27 protein-coding genes are annotated in these 20,901 nt (G+C 63.0%); 4 read left to right on the top strand and 23 right to left on the bottom strand.

The window, feature by feature from the left end; translation table 11 throughout:
- Positions 1-60 precede the first annotated feature (60 nt).
- The 4 genes from D1223_RS09860 to D1223_RS09845 form a co-directional block, all read right to left on the bottom strand.
- Positions 61-774, bottom strand: a complete 714-nt coding sequence (locus D1223_RS09860; RefSeq protein ID WP_119376277.1) for a hotdog family protein — start codon at positions 772-774, stop codon at positions 61-63.
- Complete coding sequence (locus D1223_RS09855; RefSeq protein ID WP_119376276.1) at positions 771-1,463, bottom strand: aspartate/glutamate racemase family protein; 693 nt, start codon at positions 1,461-1,463, stop codon at positions 771-773. Before D1223_RS09855 ends, D1223_RS09860 begins: the two co-directional genes overlap by 4 nt.
- Positions 1,464-1,514: 51 nt before the next feature.
- Positions 1,515-2,432: a hypothetical protein gene (locus tag D1223_RS09850; RefSeq protein WP_147372773.1), complete on the bottom strand. Its 918-nt coding sequence runs from the start codon at positions 2,430-2,432 to the stop codon at positions 1,515-1,517.
- Between the two features lie 99 nt (positions 2,433-2,531).
- Positions 2,532-3,041 carry a pyridoxamine 5'-phosphate oxidase family protein gene (locus D1223_RS09845; protein ID WP_119376274.1) on the bottom strand — a complete coding sequence of 170 codons (510 nt, stop codon included), beginning with the start codon at positions 3,039-3,041 and terminating at the stop codon, positions 2,532-2,534.
- A 178-nt stretch (positions 3,042-3,219) separates the two neighbouring features.
- Between D1223_RS09845 and D1223_RS09840 the strand changes: the two genes are divergently transcribed.
- Positions 3,220-4,023 carry a hypothetical protein gene (locus tag D1223_RS09840; RefSeq protein ID WP_119376273.1) on the top strand — a complete coding sequence of 268 codons (804 nt, stop codon included), beginning with the start codon at positions 3,220-3,222 and terminating at the stop codon, positions 4,021-4,023.
- On the opposite strand, the gene D1223_RS09835 is transcribed toward D1223_RS09840, so the two are convergent.
- The 6 genes from D1223_RS09835 to D1223_RS09810 form a co-directional block, all read right to left on the bottom strand.
- Complete coding sequence (locus tag D1223_RS09835) at positions 4,024-4,692, bottom strand: hypothetical protein (protein WP_119376272.1); 669 nt, start codon at positions 4,690-4,692, stop codon at positions 4,024-4,026.
- A 237-nt stretch (positions 4,693-4,929) separates the two neighbouring features.
- Positions 4,930-5,682 carry a dienelactone hydrolase family protein gene (locus D1223_RS09830; protein ID WP_119376271.1) on the bottom strand — a complete coding sequence of 251 codons (753 nt, stop codon included), beginning with the start codon at positions 5,680-5,682 and terminating at the stop codon, positions 4,930-4,932.
- Between the two features lie 81 nt (positions 5,683-5,763).
- The gene (locus D1223_RS09825; RefSeq protein ID WP_119376270.1) at positions 5,764-6,315 is read right to left on the bottom strand and encodes an rRNA large subunit pseudouridine synthase E; all 552 of its coding nucleotides are present in this window, start codon (positions 6,313-6,315) and stop codon (positions 5,764-5,766) included.
- Positions 6,316-6,438: 123 nt separating this feature from the next.
- Positions 6,439-6,798, bottom strand: a complete 360-nt coding sequence (locus D1223_RS09820; protein ID WP_119376269.1) for a hypothetical protein — start codon at positions 6,796-6,798, stop codon at positions 6,439-6,441.
- Between the two features lie 92 nt (positions 6,799-6,890).
- Positions 6,891-7,778, bottom strand: coding sequence for a hypothetical protein (locus tag D1223_RS09815; RefSeq protein WP_119376268.1), 888 nt, complete (start codon positions 7,776-7,778; stop codon positions 6,891-6,893).
- Positions 7,779-7,841: 63 nt separating this feature from the next.
- Positions 7,842-8,363, bottom strand: a complete 522-nt coding sequence (locus tag D1223_RS09810) for a hypothetical protein (RefSeq protein ID WP_119376267.1) — start codon at positions 8,361-8,363, stop codon at positions 7,842-7,844.
- A 149-nt stretch (positions 8,364-8,512) separates the two neighbouring features.
- Between D1223_RS09810 and D1223_RS09805 the strand changes: the two genes are divergently transcribed.
- Positions 8,513-8,905 carry an MAPEG family protein gene (locus D1223_RS09805; RefSeq protein WP_119376266.1) on the top strand — a complete coding sequence of 131 codons (393 nt, stop codon included), beginning with the start codon at positions 8,513-8,515 and terminating at the stop codon, positions 8,903-8,905.
- 1 nt (position 8,906) lies between these two features.
- Here D1223_RS09805 and D1223_RS09800 read toward each other — a convergent pair whose 3' ends face one another.
- Complete coding sequence (locus tag D1223_RS09800) at positions 8,907-9,251, bottom strand: ArsC/Spx/MgsR family protein (RefSeq protein WP_119376265.1); 345 nt, start codon at positions 9,249-9,251, stop codon at positions 8,907-8,909.
- Positions 9,252-9,414: 163 nt separating this feature from the next.
- On the opposite strand from D1223_RS09800, the gene D1223_RS09795 reads away from it, so the two are divergent.
- A complete protein-coding gene (locus D1223_RS09795) occupies positions 9,415-9,627 on the top strand; it encodes a hypothetical protein (RefSeq protein WP_119376264.1) in 213 nt (70 codons plus the stop codon).
- Here the strand turns inward: D1223_RS09795 and D1223_RS09790 are convergent.
- The 6 genes from D1223_RS09790 to D1223_RS09765 form a co-directional block, all read right to left on the bottom strand.
- Positions 9,624-9,836, bottom strand: a complete 213-nt coding sequence (locus D1223_RS09790; protein ID WP_119376263.1) for a helix-turn-helix transcriptional regulator — start codon at positions 9,834-9,836, stop codon at positions 9,624-9,626. The two genes, D1223_RS09795 and D1223_RS09790, sit on opposite strands and share 4 nt — an antisense overlap.
- Positions 9,829-10,263 (bottom strand): hypothetical protein, encoded by a 435-nt coding sequence (locus tag D1223_RS09785; RefSeq protein WP_147372771.1) that lies wholly within the window; start codon positions 10,261-10,263, stop codon positions 9,829-9,831. Before D1223_RS09785 ends, D1223_RS09790 begins: the two co-directional genes overlap by 8 nt.
- 74 nt (positions 10,264-10,337) lie before the next feature.
- Positions 10,338-10,574, bottom strand: coding sequence for a DUF2164 domain-containing protein (locus tag D1223_RS09780; RefSeq protein ID WP_119376261.1), 237 nt, complete (start codon positions 10,572-10,574; stop codon positions 10,338-10,340).
- Positions 10,571-11,329, bottom strand: coding sequence for a phosphodiester glycosidase family protein (locus tag D1223_RS09775; protein ID WP_119376260.1), 759 nt, complete (start codon positions 11,327-11,329; stop codon positions 10,571-10,573). Before D1223_RS09775 ends, D1223_RS09780 begins: the two co-directional genes overlap by 4 nt.
- Before the next feature lie 134 nt (positions 11,330-11,463).
- Complete coding sequence (locus D1223_RS09770; RefSeq protein ID WP_119376259.1) at positions 11,464-13,344, bottom strand: ABC-F family ATP-binding cassette domain-containing protein; 1,881 nt, start codon at positions 13,342-13,344, stop codon at positions 11,464-11,466.
- 90 nt (positions 13,345-13,434) lie between these two features.
- Positions 13,435-14,310, bottom strand: a complete 876-nt coding sequence (locus D1223_RS09765; RefSeq protein WP_119376258.1) for an acyl-CoA thioesterase — start codon at positions 14,308-14,310, stop codon at positions 13,435-13,437.
- Positions 14,311-14,380: 70 nt separating this feature from the next.
- Here D1223_RS09765 and D1223_RS09760 point away from each other — a divergent pair, with 70 nt between their 5' ends.
- Entirely contained in the window at positions 14,381-16,231 is a 1,851-nt protein-coding gene (locus tag D1223_RS09760; protein ID WP_233353116.1) for a long-chain-acyl-CoA synthetase, read from the top strand.
- A gap of 81 nt (positions 16,232-16,312) precedes the next feature.
- Here the strand turns inward: D1223_RS09760 and rpsP are convergent, their stop codons facing one another.
- From rpsP to D1223_RS09730, 6 genes are all read right to left on the bottom strand, one after another.
- Positions 16,313-16,789, bottom strand: a complete 477-nt coding sequence (rpsP, locus tag D1223_RS19275) for a 30S ribosomal protein S16 (protein ID WP_119376257.1) — start codon at positions 16,787-16,789, stop codon at positions 16,313-16,315.
- 136 nt (positions 16,790-16,925) lie between these two features.
- The gene (locus tag D1223_RS09750; RefSeq protein ID WP_119376256.1) at positions 16,926-17,216 is read right to left on the bottom strand and encodes a chorismate mutase; all 291 of its coding nucleotides are present in this window, start codon (positions 17,214-17,216) and stop codon (positions 16,926-16,928) included.
- Positions 17,213-18,688: a signal recognition particle protein gene (gene ffh / locus D1223_RS09745; RefSeq protein WP_119376255.1), complete on the bottom strand. Its 1,476-nt coding sequence runs from the start codon at positions 18,686-18,688 to the stop codon at positions 17,213-17,215. The genes D1223_RS09750 and ffh overlap by 4 nt, the downstream gene beginning before the upstream one ends.
- 191 nt (positions 18,689-18,879) lie before the next feature.
- Complete coding sequence (locus tag D1223_RS09740) at positions 18,880-19,479, bottom strand: GNAT family N-acetyltransferase (RefSeq protein WP_119376254.1); 600 nt, start codon at positions 19,477-19,479, stop codon at positions 18,880-18,882.
- A 123-nt stretch (positions 19,480-19,602) separates the two neighbouring features.
- Positions 19,603-20,133, bottom strand: a complete 531-nt coding sequence (locus tag D1223_RS09735; RefSeq protein WP_119376253.1) for a carboxymuconolactone decarboxylase family protein — start codon at positions 20,131-20,133, stop codon at positions 19,603-19,605.
- Positions 20,134-20,267: 134 nt separating this feature from the next.
- On the bottom strand, positions 20,268-20,831 hold the full coding sequence (locus tag D1223_RS09730) for a peroxiredoxin (protein WP_119376252.1): 564 nt from the start codon (positions 20,829-20,831) through the stop codon (positions 20,268-20,270).
- Between the last annotated feature and the right edge of the window lie 70 nt (positions 20,832-20,901).

Here is a 20,901-nt window from a genome sequence, read left to right as displayed (position 1 = left end):
AAAGAGGGTAGGGCGATGCCCGCATGGCCTCAAGCCGGGCGCTGCAAGGGGGCCGCCGGCTCAGGCATTGGCCTCGAACTGCTCAGTATCCACGGCAAACCAGACCGTATCGGCATGGGCGAGCAGCGTGCCGTCCGGGCGGTAGAGCGCGGTGCCGGCAAAGTGCTTGCGGCCCTTTCCGCCGGTGCGCCAGGCCTGGATGATCAGTGGCTCGCCGACAGGCGGGCGCTCTAGGATTTCGGCATTCATCTCACCCAAAAGCGCGCGGTCGACATCCGGCAGGGAGAAGCCGCCCGGACAGTCGAGCGCGCTCCAGAGGATTTCCGGCCGCACCAGCCCGTCTTCGCCGCCAAAGGTCTCGTGCGGGGTCCAGACCGTGGCGGCGGTTTCTCCGTCGTCGAGCTGCCCGCAGAAGATGCGCAGGCCCTCGCCCTCTGCCCGGTTGCGGCCGCAGACAAAGCAGACCGACTGCTCACCGGCGCCGAAAGGCCGGGGGTGTTCGCTGGCGTCTTTCGCTGCCTCGAAGGAGGGCGCCGGGCGCGGCGCAATGGACGGGGCTTCGGGCCGGGCCGTCATGATCACCGCGTCGCCATCATGCAGCGTGGTGATGCCGTCCTCGCGGCGCATCGCCAGCGGGCGATTGAGCGGGATCGGTGCATTGATCCGGATCGTGTGCGGGCCGTCGAGGTGAGCGGCGAGCAGGCCGGCCGAATAGCCGCCATTGCCGCTGCCGGGCGGGCCATTGAAAGCGGGCGGGATGGTAATGGTCGTCATGCGAGGCCGTCTCCAATCCAGTCGTTTATGGCATCGGCGTGAATATGGGTCGTCGAGAAGACCGGCACATCGCAGTCGCCGTCTTCGAGGATCATGCATAGCTCCGTGCAGCCGAGGATCACGCCATCGACATCGTAGCGCGCGACGAGGGCCTGCATCTCCTTGCGCGAGCTGTCCTTCACCACGCCATTCACGAGTTCGTCGAAGATGATCCGGCCAATGATGTCGCGGTCGGTCTGGCTGGGCACGACCGGGTCGCCGTCATAGCGCTGGAGCAGGGCCGGGCGGAAAAAGTCGCCGCTCATCACCCAGGGCGTGCCAAGTAGCAGCGGGCGGGCGACGCCCTTCGCCTGCATCGCCTCGGTGAGGCTGTCGAGCATGTGGATCACCGGCAGGCCGGTCTCTTTCGCGACGGCCTCGGCCGCGACATGGGTGGTGCCGGAGGTGATGGCGATCGCTGTCGCGCCGGCGGCCTTCAGCGCATTCGCCCCTTTGACGACCTCCGCTCTGAAGGCGTCCCAGGCGTCGTCATGATAGTGGCCGATCATCACGCCATAATCGAGCATGAAGAAGACGCAGCGCGCCGAGTGCTGGCCGCCCAAGCGGGTGCGCGCATGCGCGTTCAAGAGATCGAAATAGATCTTCGTAGCTTCGGGGCTCACCCCGCCGATCAGGCCGACAAGAGACATGCGCGCGGTTTATGCGCTGCGTCCCGGTTTGTGAAGCCGCGTATGAAGGCTTCAGTCCTCTTCTGGGCAGACGACGAGACTATTGGATTTCATCACGCTGTCCCACGCCTCCAGTTTCCTGAGATTAGCAGCTTCAGACTCCTCGGCGCCCGCATTGGCGCGGTACTCTTCAATCAGGGCGCGTCCCTTGTCGGCAAGGCAGGCCGCATCGCTGTCCTTGTCGAGGTCGGTGAGTTTCTCGGACATGTCCATGAGCGCCTTCATTTCCTGCATGGCAAGCGGACGTGTCTGTTCCTGGCAGTTGATACGAAGTGTCTCGAGCCGCGAGAGTGGAGCTTCGTGATTGAACCCGTCAGCCCGGGTTCCAAGGGCCGACACGATCCCTTCAGCCTCGCGAAGGGCGCGAATCTGGCCCCGGCTCGAATAGGGACAAGCCTCCACATCGGCATTGAACCGGGAACTGATCTCATATTGCCTGGAGGCCCCGATCAGAACGGGCAGGAGTTGCTTCTTCAGCATCTCGTCGACATTCGTCCGCGTATTCTCGGTCGTGTAGGTAATCGGGTCGTACTGGCCGACCTGAACCGTTACGGGCGCCTGCGCGGGCGCATTATCCTGCGCGATTATGGTATCGAAGGCTTCTGCGAGCACGCGGGGCGCCTGGTCGGACTGGGCATTGCCGAGACGCATGCCGATATCGGCGATCAGGCTCGCAGCGAGGCTCAGGGCGATCCCGTTATCCGGGCACTGTCCGACCGCGGCCGTCGCAACGCCGTATGGCTGCCCGAGGTTTTCATACTGACCCGTGGAGAGGCCGATCATCGTCGTCAGAAGCACCTTTTCGGCCCCTTCGGGACAGGGCTCCGGCGTTTCCATTCCACCTTGCTGAGACATGGCGCTTGGGACGACGGCTAATACCAGTCCAAGATATGCGATTATGCTGACCAGCGTGCGGAACATATTCTGCATCGTATGCTTTTCTCCTTTCGCGATTCGAGGCGTCGCGCCCTCCCGATCATCAGCTCTAACAGAAAAGCAGCTGACGGCCAGGTAGCCGCTTGCCCCGGCTCAGCTCACCGGGATCAGCCATTTATGCTTCATGCTCTCAAGGCTTTCGGCAATGTCATTGTCCTGGACGCGGACTGTGTCGGCGTGACCGAAACCCTTCTCATAGTCGAGGACGGAAATAACCGTCGGCATCACGCGGAAGAAAGCCGCGCCGCTCAGTTCCGGCAGCTCCATGGCCGGAATCTGCGGAAAGCGCCGGACCATCAGCCGCGCAATCTCATAGGTCTCTTCATCGCTGGTCACCTCGCGCGCCTGTCCGGCCAGCGACAGGCCGCGAATGTGGGACCAGTCCTTGTAAGGCGGTGTCATGCTGATCGAGACCCGCGGGTCGCGCCGCATGTTCCTGGCCTTCTGGCTGTCGGTACCGACGCCGAAGAAGATTTCGAGGCCATCATGGACGAAGGACACCGTGGTGTTCTGGGGAAAGCCGTCCTCGCGCAAGGTCGCAATGGCGAGGTCCTGGCAGGCCTCCATGATATCGACGGCCTTGGTTCGCAGTGTGTCCTTCATGTGCGGGCTCCCATGCTGACAATAGCGCCCATTTTTCAGGGATCGCGCCGCGGGTCCTTGATCCCCGTCAAACGCCGCCGGTCTGTCAGGCTTAACGGAAACCCGCCTTCCATTAACCTTCTGTCGACCTCGATGCGCGAGCTTGCCCGCACTTGCGAAGCAGATCTGGAGACAACCCATGGCCATAGCGACCGCAGAAAACGCCAGCTCGAAGAGCCGGGCGAAGACGAAATGGCGCCGGTTCAAGGTCGATCTCTGGCTGACCGACATGAACCTCACCGAGCTGGGCATCATGAAGCATACCCAGCATGAGGCCGCGTCCGACCAGTTCAGCCATGACATGGAAATCATCGGCCAGGTCCGTGATGGCGGCGAACGCACGGGCGTGCTCGCCTACCGCAAGGAAGCCTGGAAGGAAGAGGGCGGCTTGAAGCGCCGGCTGGTCATCAAGCAGTTCACCGATTCGATGAACTGGAAGGCATCGATGGAGCTGATGATGGGCCGCTCGATGCAGCTCTCCATGGGCGCGCGCGGGCTGCCGGTATGTGCCTACACGATCAACCTTGCGCGGCACGACCAGCTCGTCCAGCTTGAGCGGTCAGCCCTGAAGTGGCCTTTCCTGCCAGAGTATTTTTCCTTCTTCCTGGAGACGCGCGACGGCCCGAAATTCTACAGCCTGCGCCGCAAGGTCTTCGCGATCGGGGCCGATTATGTGCTGTATGACTGGCAGGGCCGGAAGATCGGCGTGCTAGATCACCGGGTCATCAATCTCGGCGGCTCATGGAAGGTGAAGATCCGGGATTCGGAAACCTACGGCCCGCTCGAAACCGTGATCCAGCTGTTCTGCACCATGCTGCGCTACAATCACGATGTGCGCAAACACGTGAAGCGTCAGGTGGGCGATATCCGCAATGGCAAGACGGCGCGCGCACTCGACCATCACGAGGCCAATCTCTACCACAATCCGCGCAAGTATCGCTGATCAGGCGGGGCCTTGATCCTCCGACAACATCGTCGAAATCTGCATCGTATGCGTGTTGAGGACGCCTTCGGTGCGCTGCACGACATCGCGGACATAGGTCATGAAGTCATCCGACTTGCGGTACATGACGAGAACCAGCATGTCGAAGGATCCGGACCCGTGCACGATCCAGATATCCCGGAGCAGGATCGGCAGGTCCTGCGTCTCCGATCTTTCCAGCGACCAGAGCAGTGACTGCTTGCGGATATTGTCGGCAATCACTTCCTGCGACGGCTTGGGGCCAACCTTTCCGCCCTCGACCCAGCGATTGTACTGAACGTTCAGTTCCGCCAGGCTGATCGATACCGCGATCATGCCGGATTCGGGCAGGTTGATGTTCTTGTGGTCGCCGTTCGGGACGATCACTTCCTTGAACGCGCCCGCCGAGATCATTCGTCCGACCGCCTTGGCGGCGTTGCGCTTGCGGGACTCCGGCAGGCTGGCCTGTGCATCGCCGCGCGGATGATCGATGTAGCGCGCCAGCCGCAGTCTTGAGGAATGCGCAATGGCGAGTTCGGCGGAATCGACGAATTCGGACCGTTCAGGCCGCCTCGGCATGATAGCGGCCAGTGCCGTCAGCAGGCGGTTGAACGCCTCACCCTTGCGCGTCGGCGCCTTGTCGTCCGTCATGTGTGATGTCCCCATCCCTTTGCTACATTTGTACCATCGGGCTTATTACGTTTGACGGCGACACTCAATCGCTATGTGTGCTGTATCCGGGTCAATCTGCCTTTAAACGCGGCATTTGCGTCTTCATGTCCCTCGTTAGACCAGAATTGGTGCGCAAGAAGACGTTTCAGGCGCTGGCTGCCGTGACAATTATCCGTGGCGTGACGCATCGGCTGTCCCGCCGGGCCAAGTGTCTGCTCAGCCGCCCTGCAGGTTGTGGGCTGTGAAGTCGAGGAAGGCGTCCCAGGACTGCTGGTCGGCATGCTCGCGGTAGCGGTCGGAGCCGAACACCGTCCAGGCATGCGGTGCGCCGGAATAGATCTGCACCTCATACGTCACACCAGCCGCTTCCATTGCGTCGGCCGCCTGCGCGGCGAGCGCGTTCGGGATGCCCGCATCGGCCCCGCCATGCATGACCAGTATGGGTGCATCCGTCTTCGAATAGTCGGCGCCTTCGGGCGCATCGAGGCTGCCATGGAAGGTCGCATAGCCGGCAATGCCTTCGCCTTCGCCGGAGCGGGCGAGTTCCAGCGTCGCCCCGCCGCCGAAGCAATAGCCCATGACAATGGCCTCGTTCTCGCCAGACACTTCGCGGGCCTTGGCGATGCCGCCGAGAATGCGGGCGCGCATCATGTCGCGATCACCATAGAGCTGGCCGACCAGTTCCTTACGCGCTTCGGTCGTGTCCGGGCGGTTGCCGGCGCCGTAGAGATCGACGGCGAAGGCATCGTAGCCTTCATCGGCGAGCATTTCGGCGCGGGTCTTTTCGTAGTCATCGAGGCCGCCCCAGTCATGGATGATGATGACAAGCCCCTTCGCCTCGCGGGTCGCCTCGGCGAGATAGCCTTCATAGGTCATGCCATCGACATCATAGGTGACGGCCTCGCCGGCCTCAGCTGAGAGGGCGAGCGCGGCGGCGGCGGTAAGCGTGGTGAAAAGCGTACGGCGCATGGTGGTTTCCTTCCCTGATGGTGCTGTTCCGGGCGTCCTGAAGGTTAACCTAGCGCGCTGGCACGGCGTTCCAAATCACGATCATGAAACATCGACCGCCCGCCATTCCCCCGGCTTCAGTCCGTCCAGCATCCAGTCGCCGATCGAACAGCGGATGAGGCGCAGCGTCGGATGCCCGATGGCTGCGGTCATGCGGCGGACCTGGCGGTTCTTGCCCTCGCTGATATTGATCTCCAGCCAGCAATCGGGCACCGACTTTCGGTAGCGGATCGGCGGGTCGCGCTCCCAGAGGCCCGGCGGCTCATCGATCAGCGCCACGCGGGCGGGACGGGTGCGTCCGTCCTTGAGGTCGAGACCGGTGCGGAAGGCCTGTAGCGCGGCTTCGTCGGGAAGGCCCTCGACCTGCGCCCAGTAGGTCTTTTCCATCTTGTGCTTCGGCTCGGCGATCCGGGCCTGCAGCTTGCCGTCGTCGGTCAGCAGGAGGAGGCCCTCACTGTCCCGGTCGAGACGCCCGGCCGGATAGACGCCGGGCACGTCGATATAGGCTGACAGGGTCGGGCGGGTGGAGCCTGCCGTGCCCTTGTCGGTAAACTGTGAAAGCACGCCATAAGGCTTGTTGAAGGCGATCAGCATGGGCCGGGTGTGCCCCGGGGCCGCCGAAGCATCAAGCGTCTTTGCCGTACGCCCTCACCTGCGCACACAAGAAAGCCCGCCTTTCTGGCGGGCTTCCGGTTGCTTTCCAGCAATCAGCTCATCCTACGACATGTCAAAGGTCGCGAGGTATTCGCTGAGCTCGATATCGCCATCGGAGTCGGCATCATAGTCCGAGAACTGCTTGGTGCTGTCCTTGGAGCGGTTCTGCCAGTCGCTCCACTCGGCTTTCGAAATCACACCGTCATTCTCGTCATCAATGGCGAGGAAGACCTGGCTGGCCTTCAGGGCCGTGACCTCGGAGTTCATCTGCGCCTTCGTCCAGTCCTTTTGGGAGACGTCCATATGGTCGCCCTTCATGTCCATCTCGGCATGGTCATCCTTCTTGTCCATGTGATGGTCGGCAAGGGCCGGCGCGGCGGCAAATGCGGTCGTTGCGGCGAGTGCAGTCATGATACGTTTCATGGCTTTCCTTTCCTGTTGTCTGCTTACCCAAACAACGGGAAGGGGGTTGGTTGTGTTCCGAGTTTTCTCAGGTCCGCCCGGCCCGGAAGGCCCTATTGGGCCGTTTGGGCATCTTTGAGGAAGTCCGCTTTCATTGTGGCGCGGATGTTACCCATCGCGATGTGAAGTCCTTCCCATTCGCTGCCCGAAGATGGCAGCGCCGCGAATTCCTCGGTATAGTCGAAGGCGGCCTGGGCGTAGGTGAGAGCCTTTGCCTCGTCGCCGGCCTCGCGGGCCGAACGCGCGGCCCGCTCATTCACACGGCCGAGCGCGGCGACAATGTTGGTCGTCTTGTGCGGGCAGGCGCCCTTGAGCGCCTCCAGCCGCGTCGTCACGAAATCGGCGGCTTCGTAGGGCGAGGTCCAGGCAAAGCCGTCAATCTCAAACTGGACGCTCGAATTATAGGCCGTCACATAGGGGCAGGCCTCAAGCGTTTCGGTTTCGAAGATCGGGTGGACATGTCCGGCTGCCGCCAGCTTGGCGAGGTCCGGGAAGACTTCCTTCTTCAGGGCGCCGAAAGCCTGTCCGTAGGGATAGACCGTTTGCGCCGTCCCGTCCGGCAGGGTGACTGGTTCCGCCGACGAGCTGCCAATATGGGCTTCGGCGGCGATCGCCGTATCATAGGCTTTTGACAGCAACATGAGCTGGTTTTCGGCTTCGGGGACGGACTTGCTGACCATGCCGTAGAAGAGGCTCGCATAGGACTGGACCGCGCTGTTTTCGGGGCAGGCTGCAGACGCGTTCTCCGCAATGTTGAACAATTGCTGGACGTCCGTCAGCTGCCCGGCAAGGACGGCCATCTGGACATTGAACATCTGCTGCACGGCATCATCCGGGCAGGCCGGCGGCGTGGCCGCGTCTGCTGCTGTCTCGTCCGCGTGAGCGACGGGCTGCACCAGCCCGCCCAGCGCCGCCAGCGCAGCAATGATTCCGATCCGCATAGAATGCGTCCTCCACCTGATTCCGGCGAGTTTAGTCAACCGCCAGTCCGACGCGCAAGCCGGTCAGGCCTCGAACTGGCGGTTGATTGCGCGGGCCCGCGCTTTCACCGACGCGGCAGGATCGGTCAGCGCAGCCTCAAGCGCCGCGCGCGCTTCGGGCATGGCATTCTCCCTCTGGCGCGCCACCTGGCAGGTCGCATCGAGCGCCCAGGCGCGCAGGAATGGCCGTTGATGGCTGCGCAGGGGCCGCAGCCAGGCGATGAGCGTGGTCGCATAGTTCGGCGGGATGTCGAGAAACCGGATGGACTGGCAGACATGCAGCTGCGCGCCCCAGGCCGTCACCGCGACAAGGGTCTCGATCAGCTTGCCGGTCTGCGCCGGTGAGAGTGTCTTTCCCTGCTCAAGGTGATGCTTGATGAGCCAGGTTGCGGCCGCCGAGACATTGTCCGTTGCGTCCGCGGCCAGCACGATCAGCGTGTCGGCATAGTCGTCTCGATGGCCAAACTGCGTACTGACGCGCTCCAGCGCGCTCGCGGCGAGCGGCTGGCCGGTGTCGATCGCCTCCCTGATCGGCCCTCTTAACATCGTGCCTCGTTTCCCGGATTCTGACGTCCGTCCTTGGTGGAAAGTAGATAGGCCGCGCCGCGCGAAGTCCACCCTGGCGCTTGTGATTTGAATTGACGGCGCGCTGCGAAGCCGGTGAAGCTCTACGGCAATAAAGGGAGGACTGATCCATGACCGCGATTGAAGCCGCCGTACTCTACACGGCGCTCTGCCTGCTCCTGATGCTGGCGCTGAAAATGAATGTCGGGCGCGTGCGCGCGAAAGAGAAAGTGATGTTCGGCGATGGCGGCAAGGAGCCTGTCCAGCGCGCCCAGCGTGTGCAGGGTAATGCCGTCGAAGACGTGCCGGTGACGCTCGTTGGGCTTGTCGGGCTTGCCCTGCTCAGCGCACCGGTCTGGCTGGTGCATGCGCTCGGCGCAACGCTATTCCTCGCGCGGGTGCTGCATGCCGTCGGCCTCGGCGGCTCGTCCGGCGGATCGCCCGGGCGTATGTGGGGCACGCTCCTGTCGCTGGTCGTGATGCTCGCGACCGTGATTGCCTGCCTGTGGTATGTGGTGGTCTAGCTCAGAAGACCGCCTGCACATCCTTGGTCCAGCCGACATGAACATCGGCGCCTGTCTCGATGACGGGGCGCTTGATCAGTGTCGGATTGGCGATCAGCAGCTTTTCGGCCTTGCCCTGTTCGACGGCGGCCTTCTCGGCCTCCGACAGGCCCCGCCAGGTCGTCGAGCGTTTGTTGACCAGCGCGTCCGGGCCGACGGCCTTCAGCCATTGCGGGACCTTCGAGGCGAGGTCGGTATCGGCGCGGATATCGACCATCGCCACATCATGGCCGGCCTTGTCGAGTTCGCTCATCGCCTTCTTGCAGGTGTCGCAGTTCTTCAGGCCGTAAAGCGTCAGGTTTGCCATTGCGCGCTCCTCATCTCGTGTTCCGGATATCTGACGGGGGATATCGGGTCATTTGCCGGTCTTGCCAAGCGTCAGCGCGGAACGCGTCGGCGCCTTGCGGGTTAACCATGGCAAGGAAGCCGGCCGCTCAAGGCAGCCGGCCAGACCAAGGGAACATCACGCCATGGGCAAATTTCTGTACGGACTTATCGTCCTTTTCGCTTCCGTCTTTCTCGTCTTGCTGATCTTCTTCCGGATCACCGAAGGCTCCTTTGCCGAAGCCGGGGCCCGGATGGACCGGATCATGGGTGTAGCGGCCGAGGAGACCAGCCAGGCTGCCGAGGAGATGGCTCGTGAGACCGACGAGGCCATCCGCGACCTGAACGATGGCGACTAGTCTCTCAGGCTGAACAGGTCTTCGACCCGGCAGCCGAGGGCGCGCGCGAGTTTGAGGGCGAGCACGGTTGTCGGGACAAAGACGCCATTTTCGATCGTGTTGATCGTCTTGCGGCTGACTGAAACCTTTGCGGCAAGATCTGCCTGGGTGAGGCCGGCGGCCTGACGGTAATCCTTCAGCGACGTGGCAAGGTCTGGATGGTCAGGCACCCTTTCCCTCCAGCCAGGCGAAAGTGAACATCGGCGTCACGATGCCTGCGGTCAGCAGGACGGTCACTGTGTCCTTCGCGTTGAGTTCGGTCATCCGCGAGAGGAGAAAGAACGTTACCGTCAGCAGGATCAGTACGCTGTATGAAATCGAGAAGGACGTCTTGCGGTTCTGCTCGACAAGTTCGTCCTCAAGCGCGGCTTTCGACGCAGGATCGAGCTTGGAGCGGGCAAAGGAGAACGTAAAAAACAAGAGCCCGGCGACCCAGACCAGACCGGCCGCCGCGCCAAGCAGCGCCATCCAGCCATGACCGTCTGCGGCATAGGCTTCCGCAACCTCAAGATCGGCCAGCGTCCAGATGGCAAAAGACAGCCCCAGCAGGATGAGCAGCCAGCGCCGGCGGACCGAGAGTTTTTCCGTGTTTGTCATGAGCATGCCTCTGTGTAACCTTCGCGTTACACAATGGGCGCTTCTGAAAGTAACGTCAAGGTTACAAACTGCAATTAGTTTTCATCGACATAGACCTCGCCATTGAGGTCATCGAGCTTGGTCTGCAGGTGCGCGCGGACATCCTCGACCGCCTGGTTGTAGACGGTGGGGCCAAGCGTCTTGAGCATCCGGTCGAGGATTTCACCTGCCCGGAAATCGCTGAGGGTTTCGTCGAATTCTGTCGAGAACAGCGTCTGCAGATGGCCGATCAGCGCGTCGCGGCGTTCGTCACTGAGCTGGATCTGCCTCATTCCACCACCCCGACAATCGGACCCATATCGAGCCCGGGCTCGTTTCGTCCGATCATCGGAGCATAGAGGCGCGAGACCTGCCCGTCGAGGAAGAGGGCGTTCGGCGCATCGAGCCTGTCGCGGAACAGGCTCGCAAATTCGTGGAAGGTGACCGCGCCGTCCGAAATCGCGAAATACACCGTCTCGCCATCCTCGCTGACGCCGACGCCATTGCGCCGCTTGCGGGATGTGCCGTCGGCATTGATCGAGGGGTGGATATCGCCATCAATGACCAGCATCGGGCCGGACTGGGTCGCATAGTCGGGGTCGATTCCTGCCTCGAGATAGGCCTCCGAAACGCTGACGCCCGCCTTGCCCTCATCGATCCAGAACACGCCATTCGGCTTCATGTGGAAATTGCCGGGCCCGTCATTCGTATTGACCGTGGCGGTGTCGCCGGAGCCGGTACGCAGGTATCCGACCGGGCGGCGGTCATCATGGTACATGCCGCCATTCATCGCGAAGACGAGCGTGCCGCCATCGGCTTCGACGGCCTCGGCCAGGGCGTCGAACTGCAGGTAGGGCACGCCGTCATCGCCGGTATAGAAAAGGCGGATATCCTCGCGCGCCGCGTCAAAACTGCACACGACATAGGGGTTCGATCTGTAGGTTAGCTCGCGGCAATGGTCGCCGGCCTCGTTGCGGACCGGCAGGTCACACGCTGACAGACCCGCCGCCAGCAAACCGGCGCCAACCGCTCCCAGCCAGCCTGTCATCGGTTTGCGCAAATCTGCCGCCTTTCCTGAGGGATCAACGCCCTCGAATCGATTCCGATCCCTCTGAAATGGAAGGGTTCGCCTGATCGATCAACTGCCCGGAAACTGTGGCATTCCCGAGGCTTCGGCTGCGATCAGGCCGAGGCCTCGGCTTCATAGGCCTCATTGGCTTCGAGCCATGCCTGCTCGGCCGCATTGAGCGCGTCCGCGAGCCTGTCGCGTTCACTGCCGAGCGACTGCGCTTCAGCCGGATCGCGGTCATACAGCGTCGGATCGGCGAGCTTCTTGTCCAGTGCCGCGAGCTTGCCCTGCAGGGTGTCCATCTCGCGCTCTGCGGCTGAAATCCGCTTGCGGATGTCGGCTGTGGCGCGGCGGATCTCGGTTTCCGAGCGTTTTGGCGCTGGAGGCGGCGGCGGAAGCAGGGCCGGCGCGCCACCGCCCTCGCGGGACTTGTCGGCTGCCAGCACCAGCGCGCGATAGTCCGACAGGTCGCCATCATAGGGCGCCGCCCGGCCCTGATTGACCAGCCACAGCCGCTCAGCGGTTGCCTCGGCCAGATAGACATCGTGGGTAATCAGCAGCACCGCGCCCTGATACTCGTTCAGCGCGAGGATCAGAGCCTCGCGCGAGTCGATATCGAGGTGGCTCGTCGGCTCGTCGAGGATCAGGATATGCGGGGTCTTCAACGCCGTCAGGCCGAGCAGCAGGCGGACCTTCTCCCCGCCCGACAGCTTCTCGACCTTTGTTTCCGCCTTGTCACGGTTGAAACCGATCTGGGCGACAATGGAGCGCAGCTGGCCCTCGGTTGCGTTCGGGCGCATGCGCCGGACATGATCGATGGCGTTCTGGCCGGCCGACAGCTCATCGAGCTGGTCCTGGCTGAAATAGCCGATTTCCACCTTGGGCGCGGCCACGCGGTTGCCGTCCAGCAGCTTCAGCCGGCCGGCAATCGCCTTCACCAGCGTCGACTTGCCCTGGCCATTGGCCCCGACAATCGCGATCCGGTCATCATTGTCGACGCGCAGGTTCACGCCGCGCAGCACCGGCTGTCCGGGCGTGTAACCAAGATCGGCATCGTCCAGCACGAAGAGCGGCGAAGCCAGCTTCTCCGGGTCCGGGAAGTTGAAGGGATGGGTGCGCTCCTCGAGCGGGATGACGATATCCTGCATCCGCTCCAGCATCTTGATGCGCGACTGGGCCTGCGTCGCCTTCGAGGCCTTGGCGCGGAAGCGGTCGACAAAGCTTTGCAGATGAGCGCGCTGCTTGTCCTGCTTGGCCTTCTGGGCCTGCGCCAGGGCGAGCTGCTCGGCGCGCTTCTTCTGCCAGCTGTCATAATTGCCGGCATGGACGGTCAGCTTCAGGTGCTCCAGCGCGAGGATATGCGTGACCGCATTGTTGAGCAGTTCCCGGTCGTGACTGACCAGCAGCACGGTATGCGGATAGCGCTTGAGATAGCTTTCCAGCCAGGCGGCGCCTTCCAGGTCGAGATAGTTGGTCGGCTCGTCGAGCAGCAGCAGGTCCGGCTCGGCAAAGAGCACGCCGGCGAGGGCCGCGCGCATCCGCCAGCCCCCGGAAAATTCCCTGCAGGCGCGGCCAAGGTCGGCCTGCGAAAAGCCGAGGCCGGTGAGGATCGAGGCGGCCCGCGCTTCGCCCGACCAGGCGTCTGTCGCGGTCAGGCGCTCATGCACTTCGGCAAGCTTCATCGGATCGGTTTCGGTCTCGGCGGCCTGCATCAGGGCATGGCGTTCGGTGTCGGCCTGAAGCGTCTCGTCGAGCAGGGTGCGGTCCGAGGCCTCGACTTCCTGTGCCACCCAGCCGAGCTTGGCGGCCTTGCCGATCCGGATGGCGGCGTCGGCATCCTCGTCGGCCTCGCGGATGAGGCGCAGCAGGGTCGATTTGCCGGTCCCGTTGCGCCCGATCAGGCCCACCTTCCAGCCAGCCGCCAGCGTTGCCGATGCGCCATCGAGCAGCATCCGGCCCTGGATCCGGTAGGTGAGGTTGTCGATCGTAAGCATGATGGGGCCTGCTAAGGCTTCAGCGGGGCGGCTTCAAGAGCGAAGGCGAGTGACGGGTTGAGGCCGAAGGGCGCTCCCCGGTAAACGGCCCTACTTCTTCTTCGTCAGCTTCCGCATCAGGCCTTCCTGCGCGGTCGAGGCGACCAGCTTGCCGTCGCGGGTGTAGATGGAGCCGCGATTGAAGCTGCGGCCATTGCCCGCCTTCGGGCTGTCCATCGTGTAGAGCAGCCACTGGTCGGCCCGGATGGGGGCGTGAAACCAGATCGCGTGGTCGAGGCTCGCCGTCATCAGCTTCGGGTTCAGCCAGTGCAGGCCGTGCGGGCGGAGGCTGGAGCCGAGCAGGTTCATGTCGCTGACATAGGCGATCAGGCAGTGGTGCATCGGCGCGCTGATATCGACCTCGCGCATCGTGCGCAGCCAGACATGGTTCACATCCGATTTCGGCTTCGGATCGAACGGGTTGATCGCCGATATTTCCTTCATCTCGAAAGGCTGCGGGCGCGTCCAGTGGGCCAGCTGGTCGGCGGGAATCTTGTCCTTGAACGCCTCGGCCAGTTCAGCCCGGGACTTCAGTTCTTCCGGCTGTTTCACCTCGGGCATCTTGTGCTGGTGGTCCCAGCCATCCTCGTGGACATGGAAGGAGGCGGACATGTTGAGGATCTGCTGGCCGTGCTGAATGGCGACGACGCGCCGGGTGGTGAAACTGCCGCCATCGCGCGAGCGGTCGACCTCATAGATGATAGGGATCTTCGGGTCGCCCGGGCGGATGAAATAGGCGTGCAGGGAATGGCAGAGCCGGTCGTCCTTCACGGTCCGGTAGGCCGACGCCAGCGCCTGGGCGATCACCTGCCCGCCGAAGACACGTTCGCGGCCAACCTCATGCTCCGGCGTGAAGCCGCGGAACAGGTCGACTTCCAGCCGCTCGACTTCGAGAAGGGCTAACAATTCGGAAACAGCGTCAGTCATATTCAATAGGCTTTCCCATCAGATCTTAACCACGCGCGCTTAGCATCCCGGGCTGCACGTGGAAACCGGCATGCGGGGCCAGAAGCAGGCAATAGCCCATCCCCGCACCGCGCCGGAAACTGGAATGATGGTGATGGAAATGTTTGACGCTGTGAAGCGGGAATGGACCGCGATCAACGTATTGCTGCGCGCGAAGAAGTGGCTCGACCCGGTCACGAACGAGTCCGCAGACCTCCTGGCAGACGATCTGGAAGCAGCGGTCGACCGCCATCAGGGCCGTGTCGCCTTCCGCTTCGAGGATCGCCAGATGAGTTATGGCGAGCTGGATGCAATGGCCAACCGCGTCGCCCATTGGGCCCTGTCGGAAGGTCTTGCGGCAGGCGACTGCGCCGCCATCTTCATGGAGAACCGTCCGGAATATGTCGCCGCCTGGTTCGGCCTCACCAAGATCGGCGTCATCCCCGCCCTGATCAATTCCAACCTGTCGGGCGAGGGCCTGGCGCACTGCATCAACATTGCCGGCGCGAAGACCGTGATTACCGGCGAGGAGCAGGACGCGCAGGTCGAGAGTGCCAAACCCTTCCTGACCGGGGCGCCGTCTGTCTGGTCGCTTGGCGGCTCGGCGGGCGAGGACCTTGCGGCCGATCTGGATCACCACAGCAGCGACCGGCCATCGCGTGAGCTGCGCGCGCATCTGACCAATCGCGACATCTGCTTCTATCTCTACACCTCCGGCACGACGGGCCTGCCCAAGGCTGCGAAGATGTCCCATGCACGGGTGCGCTCGATGATGCGGACCTTCATTTCGCCCTGCAATACGACGGCGAAGGACAAGGTCTATGTCACCCTGCCGCTCTACCATGCCACGGGCGGGCTGTGCGGGGTCGGCATCGCGCTTTATACTGGCGCCGAAGTCATCCTGCGGCGCAAATTCTCGGCCAGCCATTTCTGGGAAGACTGCGTGCGCCATGGCGTGACGACCTTCGTCTATATCGGTGAGCTCTGCCGCTACCTGATCAACCAGCCGGAAAGCGCAATGGAGCGCGCGCACAAGGTGCGCTGCGGCTTCGGCAATGGCCTGCGCATGGACATCTGGGACGATTTCCGCACCCGGTTCGGCGTCGGCAAGATGATCGAGTTCTACGGCTCGACCGAGAGCAATGTGAAGCTCATGAACTTCGATGGCACGCCGGGCGCCTGCGGGCGGATCCCGCCTTATGCCGCCAAGCATTTCGATCACATCGCCTTCGTGCGCTATGATGTCGAGACCGGACAACCCCTGCGCGGCGAGGATGGCCTCTGCCAGCGCGCCGCGATGGGTGAGCCGGGCGAGGCCATCGGCCGGATCGGCGAGGATGCCCGCACGCGCATCGAGGGCTATAACGACCCGAAGGACACCGAAGCCAAAGTGCTGCGCGATGTCTTTGAAAAGGGCGACATGTGGTTTCGCACCGGCGACCTGATGCGTCAGGGCGCGCATGGCTATGTCTATTTTGTCGACCGGCTGGGCGACACGTTCCGCTGGAAGGGCGAGAATGTCTCGACCAATGAAGTCGCCGAAGCGCTGTCGCAGGTGCCGGGTGTCGAGACGGCGAATGTCTATGGCGTCACCGTGCCGGGCACCGAAGGCAAGGCCGGCATGGCCTCGGTCACGGTCAGCGGCTATCTCGACTACAAGGATTTGTTCGACCGTCTGTCCGCGCGCCTGCCGAAATATGCCGTTCCGGTCTTCATCCGCGAGCAGCAGCAGGCCGAGACGACGGGCACGTTCAAATACCGCAAGGTGGACCTCGCCAAACAGGGCTTCGACCCGGAGGCCGTCGAGGATCCGGTCTGGTATCACGATCCCGAGACCGGCGAATATGTCCGCCTGACGCCTGAGGAATTCCGCAAGATCGGAAATGGCGGCGTGCGGTTCTAGGACTTGGTAGCGTAACCTGCAGACAAAAAAAGCCGGACGGTTGCCCGTCCGGCCTTCAGTGTCTCTCGAAAGGAAAGGGCCTTACTCGGCCTTTTCCTCTTCAGCTTCGGCTTCAGCCTCTGCTTCGGCAGGGGCTTCTTCTTCAGCCGGTGCGTTCTTGGCTTCCTCGGCAGCTTTCTTGGCTTCTTCCTCAGCTTCCTTGCGGGCAGCTTCCTTGTCAGCCTTCTCCTGCACGCGCTCTTTCGCCTTCGTGCCCGGCTCACCCTTTTGCGGGTTGTTGCCATGCTCCCAGGCGACGACCGGCTTGCCGTCGACTTCGATGGCGCTCAGGAAGCGCGCAACGCGGTCAGTCGGCTTGGCGCCTTTCTTGACCCACTCGGCGGCCTTCTCGCCGTCGATCTGGACGCGGTTTTCAGAGTCCTTGGGCAGGCGCGGATCATAGGTGCCGATCTTCTCGATGTAGCGGCCATCGCGCGGGGCGCGCGAGTCGGCAACGACAACGCGGTAGAAGGGGCGTTTCTTGGACCCGCCGCGGGCGAGCCGGATTTTGAGAGCCATGGTGTATCTCCTTAAGTGTCTTATGGCGTCTTCGTGAGTGTCTTGCTCGTGGCTGATCGCTGGCTGAAGCCAGCGGCCACTGCGCCTGCGCCTTGCTTGTGGAGGGCAAGGTCGGGGGCGTGTTCTTGTGGGAGGCTCATTCCTGGCCCTCCCGGATTTTCTCGTGGTGGCGAATGACTTCGGCCACGATGAAATTGAGGAATTTCTCGGCAAAAGCCGGGTCGAGCCCGCTTTCTACTGAGAGCTGGCGCAGCCGCTCGATCTGGCGCGCCTCGCGGGCCTTGTCGGCCGGCGGCAGGTCATGCTCGGCCTTCAGCACGCCGACCTGCTGGGTCAGCTTGAAGCGCTCGGCCAGCGTATGCAGCAGGATCGCATCCATATTGTCGATGCTGGCGCGCAGGCGCTCGAGTTCGGGGATGGCGCTCACTTCTTCTTTCCTCCGCCCATGCCGGGGGGAAGTCCGTTGCCGCCGAGGCCGGGGAGCTGGCCGCCGCCCATGCCGCCGGGCAGCGCTGCGCCCTGACCCATTTTCGCAATGTCGGCCTGTGACACGCCCGCGCCGCCAAGCGCGTTCATCATGCCCTTCATGCCGCCCTTGCCGATCTTCTTCATCATGTCCGCCATCTGGCGGTGCATCTTCAGCAGCTTGTTGACGTCCTGCACGCTGACGCCGGCGCCGGCGGCGATGCGCTTGCGGCGGGACGCGTTAAGCAGGGCCGGCTTGGCGCGTTCCTTCTTCGTCATGGAGGAGATGATCGCCTCCTGACGCTTGATCATGTTGTCATCCATATTGGCCGACGCCATGGCCTGCTTGGCCTTCTTGGCGCCCGGCAGGAGCCCCATGATGCCGCCAAGGCCGCCCATTTTCTGCATCTGGCGAAGCTGGTCGGCAAGGTCGTTCAGGTCGAACTCGCCCTTGCGCATCTTTTTCGCCATGCGCTCGGCTTTTTCCTGGTCGAACTGGTCGCCGGCCTTCTCGACGAGGGAGACGATGTCGCCCTGTCCGAGGATGCGGCCGGCCAGCCGCTTCGCATCGAAGGCATCGAGCCCGTCGAGCTTCTCGCCCGTGCCGAGGAACTTGATCGGCAGGCCGGTCACTGCGCGCATGGAGAGGGCCGCGCCGCCGCGCGAGTCGCCATCCATCCGGGTCAGCACAAGGCCGGTCAGCGGCAGGCGCTCATGGAAGCGCCTGGCCGTCTCGACCGCGTCCTGGCCGGTCAGCGCGTCAGCAACGAGCAGGGTTTCCTTCGGCTCGGCGATCTTCGCGATCTCCGAAGCCTCGGCCATCATCTGTTCGTCGATGCTCGTGCGGCCGGCGGTATCGAGGAAGAGGATATCATAGCCGCCGAGCTTGGCCGCCTGCAGCGCGCGGCGCGTGATCTCGGCCGGCATCTGGCCTTCGACGATGGGCAGCGACTTGACGTTCTCGCCCGCCTGGTCCGCCAGGATGGCGAGCTGCTCCATCGCGGCCGGACGGCGCACGTCGAGCGAGGCGAGGAGGACCTTCTTCTTGTCGCGATCGGCCAGTCTCTTGGCGATCTTGCCGGTGGTGGTGGTCTTACCCGAGCCCTGCAGGCCGGCCATCATGATCACCGATGGCGGATTGTCGACGCGCAGGCGCGTTTCCGCATCCGGTCCGCCGAGCATGTCGACCAGGCCGTCATGCACAATCTTGATGACCTGCTGGCCGGGCTTCACCGAACGGATGACTTCCTCGCCAACCGCGCGTTCCTTGACCTTGGAAATGAAGTCCTTGACGACCGGCAGCGCGACATCGGCTTCCAGCAGCGCCACGCGGATTTCGCGCAGCGCAGCCGTGACGTCTTTCTCCGACAGGGCGCCGCGCCCGGTCAGTCCGTCAAATATGCCGCCTAGGCGGTCTGTCAGCGCGTCGAACATCGCGTCACTCCATGCTTGCCTGCAATTGCCTTACAGGTAAGCGCTCATACCGTTCACGCAAAGCGTCGCGACCCCGCTGAGCGAAACGTCGCCGAGCAGGGACTTCGCCAGGTTCATGGCCCTGGAAAAGTGCGCTTGTACCTTTTGCGCGTGATTTAAGATGCGCCCTAAAGCACGATAGCCGCTTGAAATCAAGCGCCCGGCGCGGCTTCGAGCTCGCCGATCTCGCCGCCCATCCGCATCAACGTCGCGCGAATCTCATCGGCGATCAGGGAATAGACGACGACGTCGGCCCAGCTGCCATCAGCCATGCGCGAATAGGCGCGCAGGACGCCTTCGCGCACCATGCCCCAGCGGTCCATGACGGCGATGGCCTGTTCGCTGCGCATCGACATCATCCATTCGACGCGCCGCGCGCGCCATTCGAGCGCCCGTTTCAGCATCAGATAGTTGATATGCGCCGACATGCCGATGCCCCGGTAGCGCGGATCGATCCATGTGTAGCCGATCCGTACGCGGCGGTTCAGCCGGTTGGGATAGAGATAGGCCGCTATGCCGATAAAGGCGCCGGTTTCGCGCACGATAACGGCAAGGGCCTGGCCGGTCCCCAATTCGCCCATCCGCATGGTGTAGTCGAAATAGGCTTCGGGAGAATTGCCCTCTGGTATGAGCGGCATCAGCTTCCAGATGTCGTCAGCCACCCCGCATTCGAGCAGCGCGGGCCGGTGCTCTGCACCGAGCGCTTCCAGCCTGATGAGGCTGGTTTCCAGTCCGGGGGCGCCGAGTTCCATTTCGCTCGCATTGTGGCTCAGCCGCCATCGCCTTGCAACACGCGGCCGGGCCATTCCTTAACTATAATTTACCGGCCGGAGCCGACCCTGCGGTGCGCCCCGGCCAGTCTCGATTCGAGCCGGTCAGGCCGCGGCGGTCTCCGCTTGCAGGACGCACGCCACGGCGTTGATGACGGACGCAATACGCAGGCTGGCCTGGATCTGTTCCGATGTCATGCCAGCCTTGCGCAGCTCGGCTTCATGCGCGTCGAGGCACATGCCGCAGCCATTCACGGCGGACACGGCCATCGAGAACAGTTCGAAATTCGCCTTGGAGATGCCCGGCGCACCGATGACGTTCATCCGCAGGCGGGCGGGCAGTGTCTTGTAGGTGTCGTTCGAGACCAGGTGGACCGAGCGGTAATAGACATTGTTCATCGCCATGATGGCGGCGGCGGCCTTGGCAGCCTTGGCCGCTTCCGGGCTCAGCTTGCCTTCGGCCTCGGCGGCGATGTTCTTCACGATGTCCGGCGAACCGACCGCATAGGCGCAGGCGAGCATGCAGCCATATTTCTGCTCATCGTCGAGGATCGTCTCATTGGAGAGCGAACCGATATTGAGCTTCAGGTCCTTGGCATAGTCGGGCAGGGCCGACTTCAGTGTGTCGATCGTCATAAGAAGATTTCCAGAATGTCTGATAAGTTGCAGGTCGAGAAAAATGCGCCGCCCTTGAGCAGGTCAGGGGCGGCGCCAGTTGTCTGTCATGATGATGGAGGCGGCAGGCAGGCTGCCGCGTTTAGACAGAAACCTTATTCAGCCGCGATGTTCAGAACGTCGCCACCGATGGCGCGGTTGCACGGGCACAGCTCGTCGGTTTGCAGGGCGTCGAGGACGCGCAGCGTGTCCTGCGGGTTGCGGCCGACATTCAGATTGTTGACGTAGACGTGCTGGATGACGCCATGCGGGTCGACCAGGTAGGTCGCGCGATAGGCGACGCCTTCTTCCTGGTTGCGCACGCCGAGGCCGTCGACCAGCGAGCCGGTCGTGTCGGCGAATTGCCAGATCGGCAGTTCGTGCAGGTCCTGGTGGTCGCGGCGCCAGGCAAGCTTGACGAACTCATTGTCGGTCGAGCCGCCGAGGACAACGCAATCGCGGTCTTCGAACTCACCGGCGAGGCGGCCGAATTCGGCGATCTCGGTCGGGCAGACGAAGGTGAAGTCCTTCGGGTAGAAGAAGATGACCTTCCACTTGCCCTCGAAGCTGTCCTGCGTGATCTCTTCGAATGCGCTCTCGCCGTTCTGCTCGTGCTGCATGAATTTCGGCTTCACGCCGACGACTTTGAATTCCGGGATCTTTTCGCCAATTCCAAGCATGGGAGGTCCTTTCACTGTGAACTATTATGCATATTTGCAGCGCTGACCGCTGTCGTGATGCGGCAATGGC

Source organism: Henriciella mobilis, from assembly GCF_003576285.1.
Classification (GTDB): Bacteria; Pseudomonadota; Alphaproteobacteria; order Caulobacterales; family Hyphomonadaceae; genus Henriciella; species Henriciella mobilis.
The sequence above is the reverse complement of the archived record's forward strand: the minus strand, read 5'-3'. Positions and strand labels throughout refer to the sequence as shown.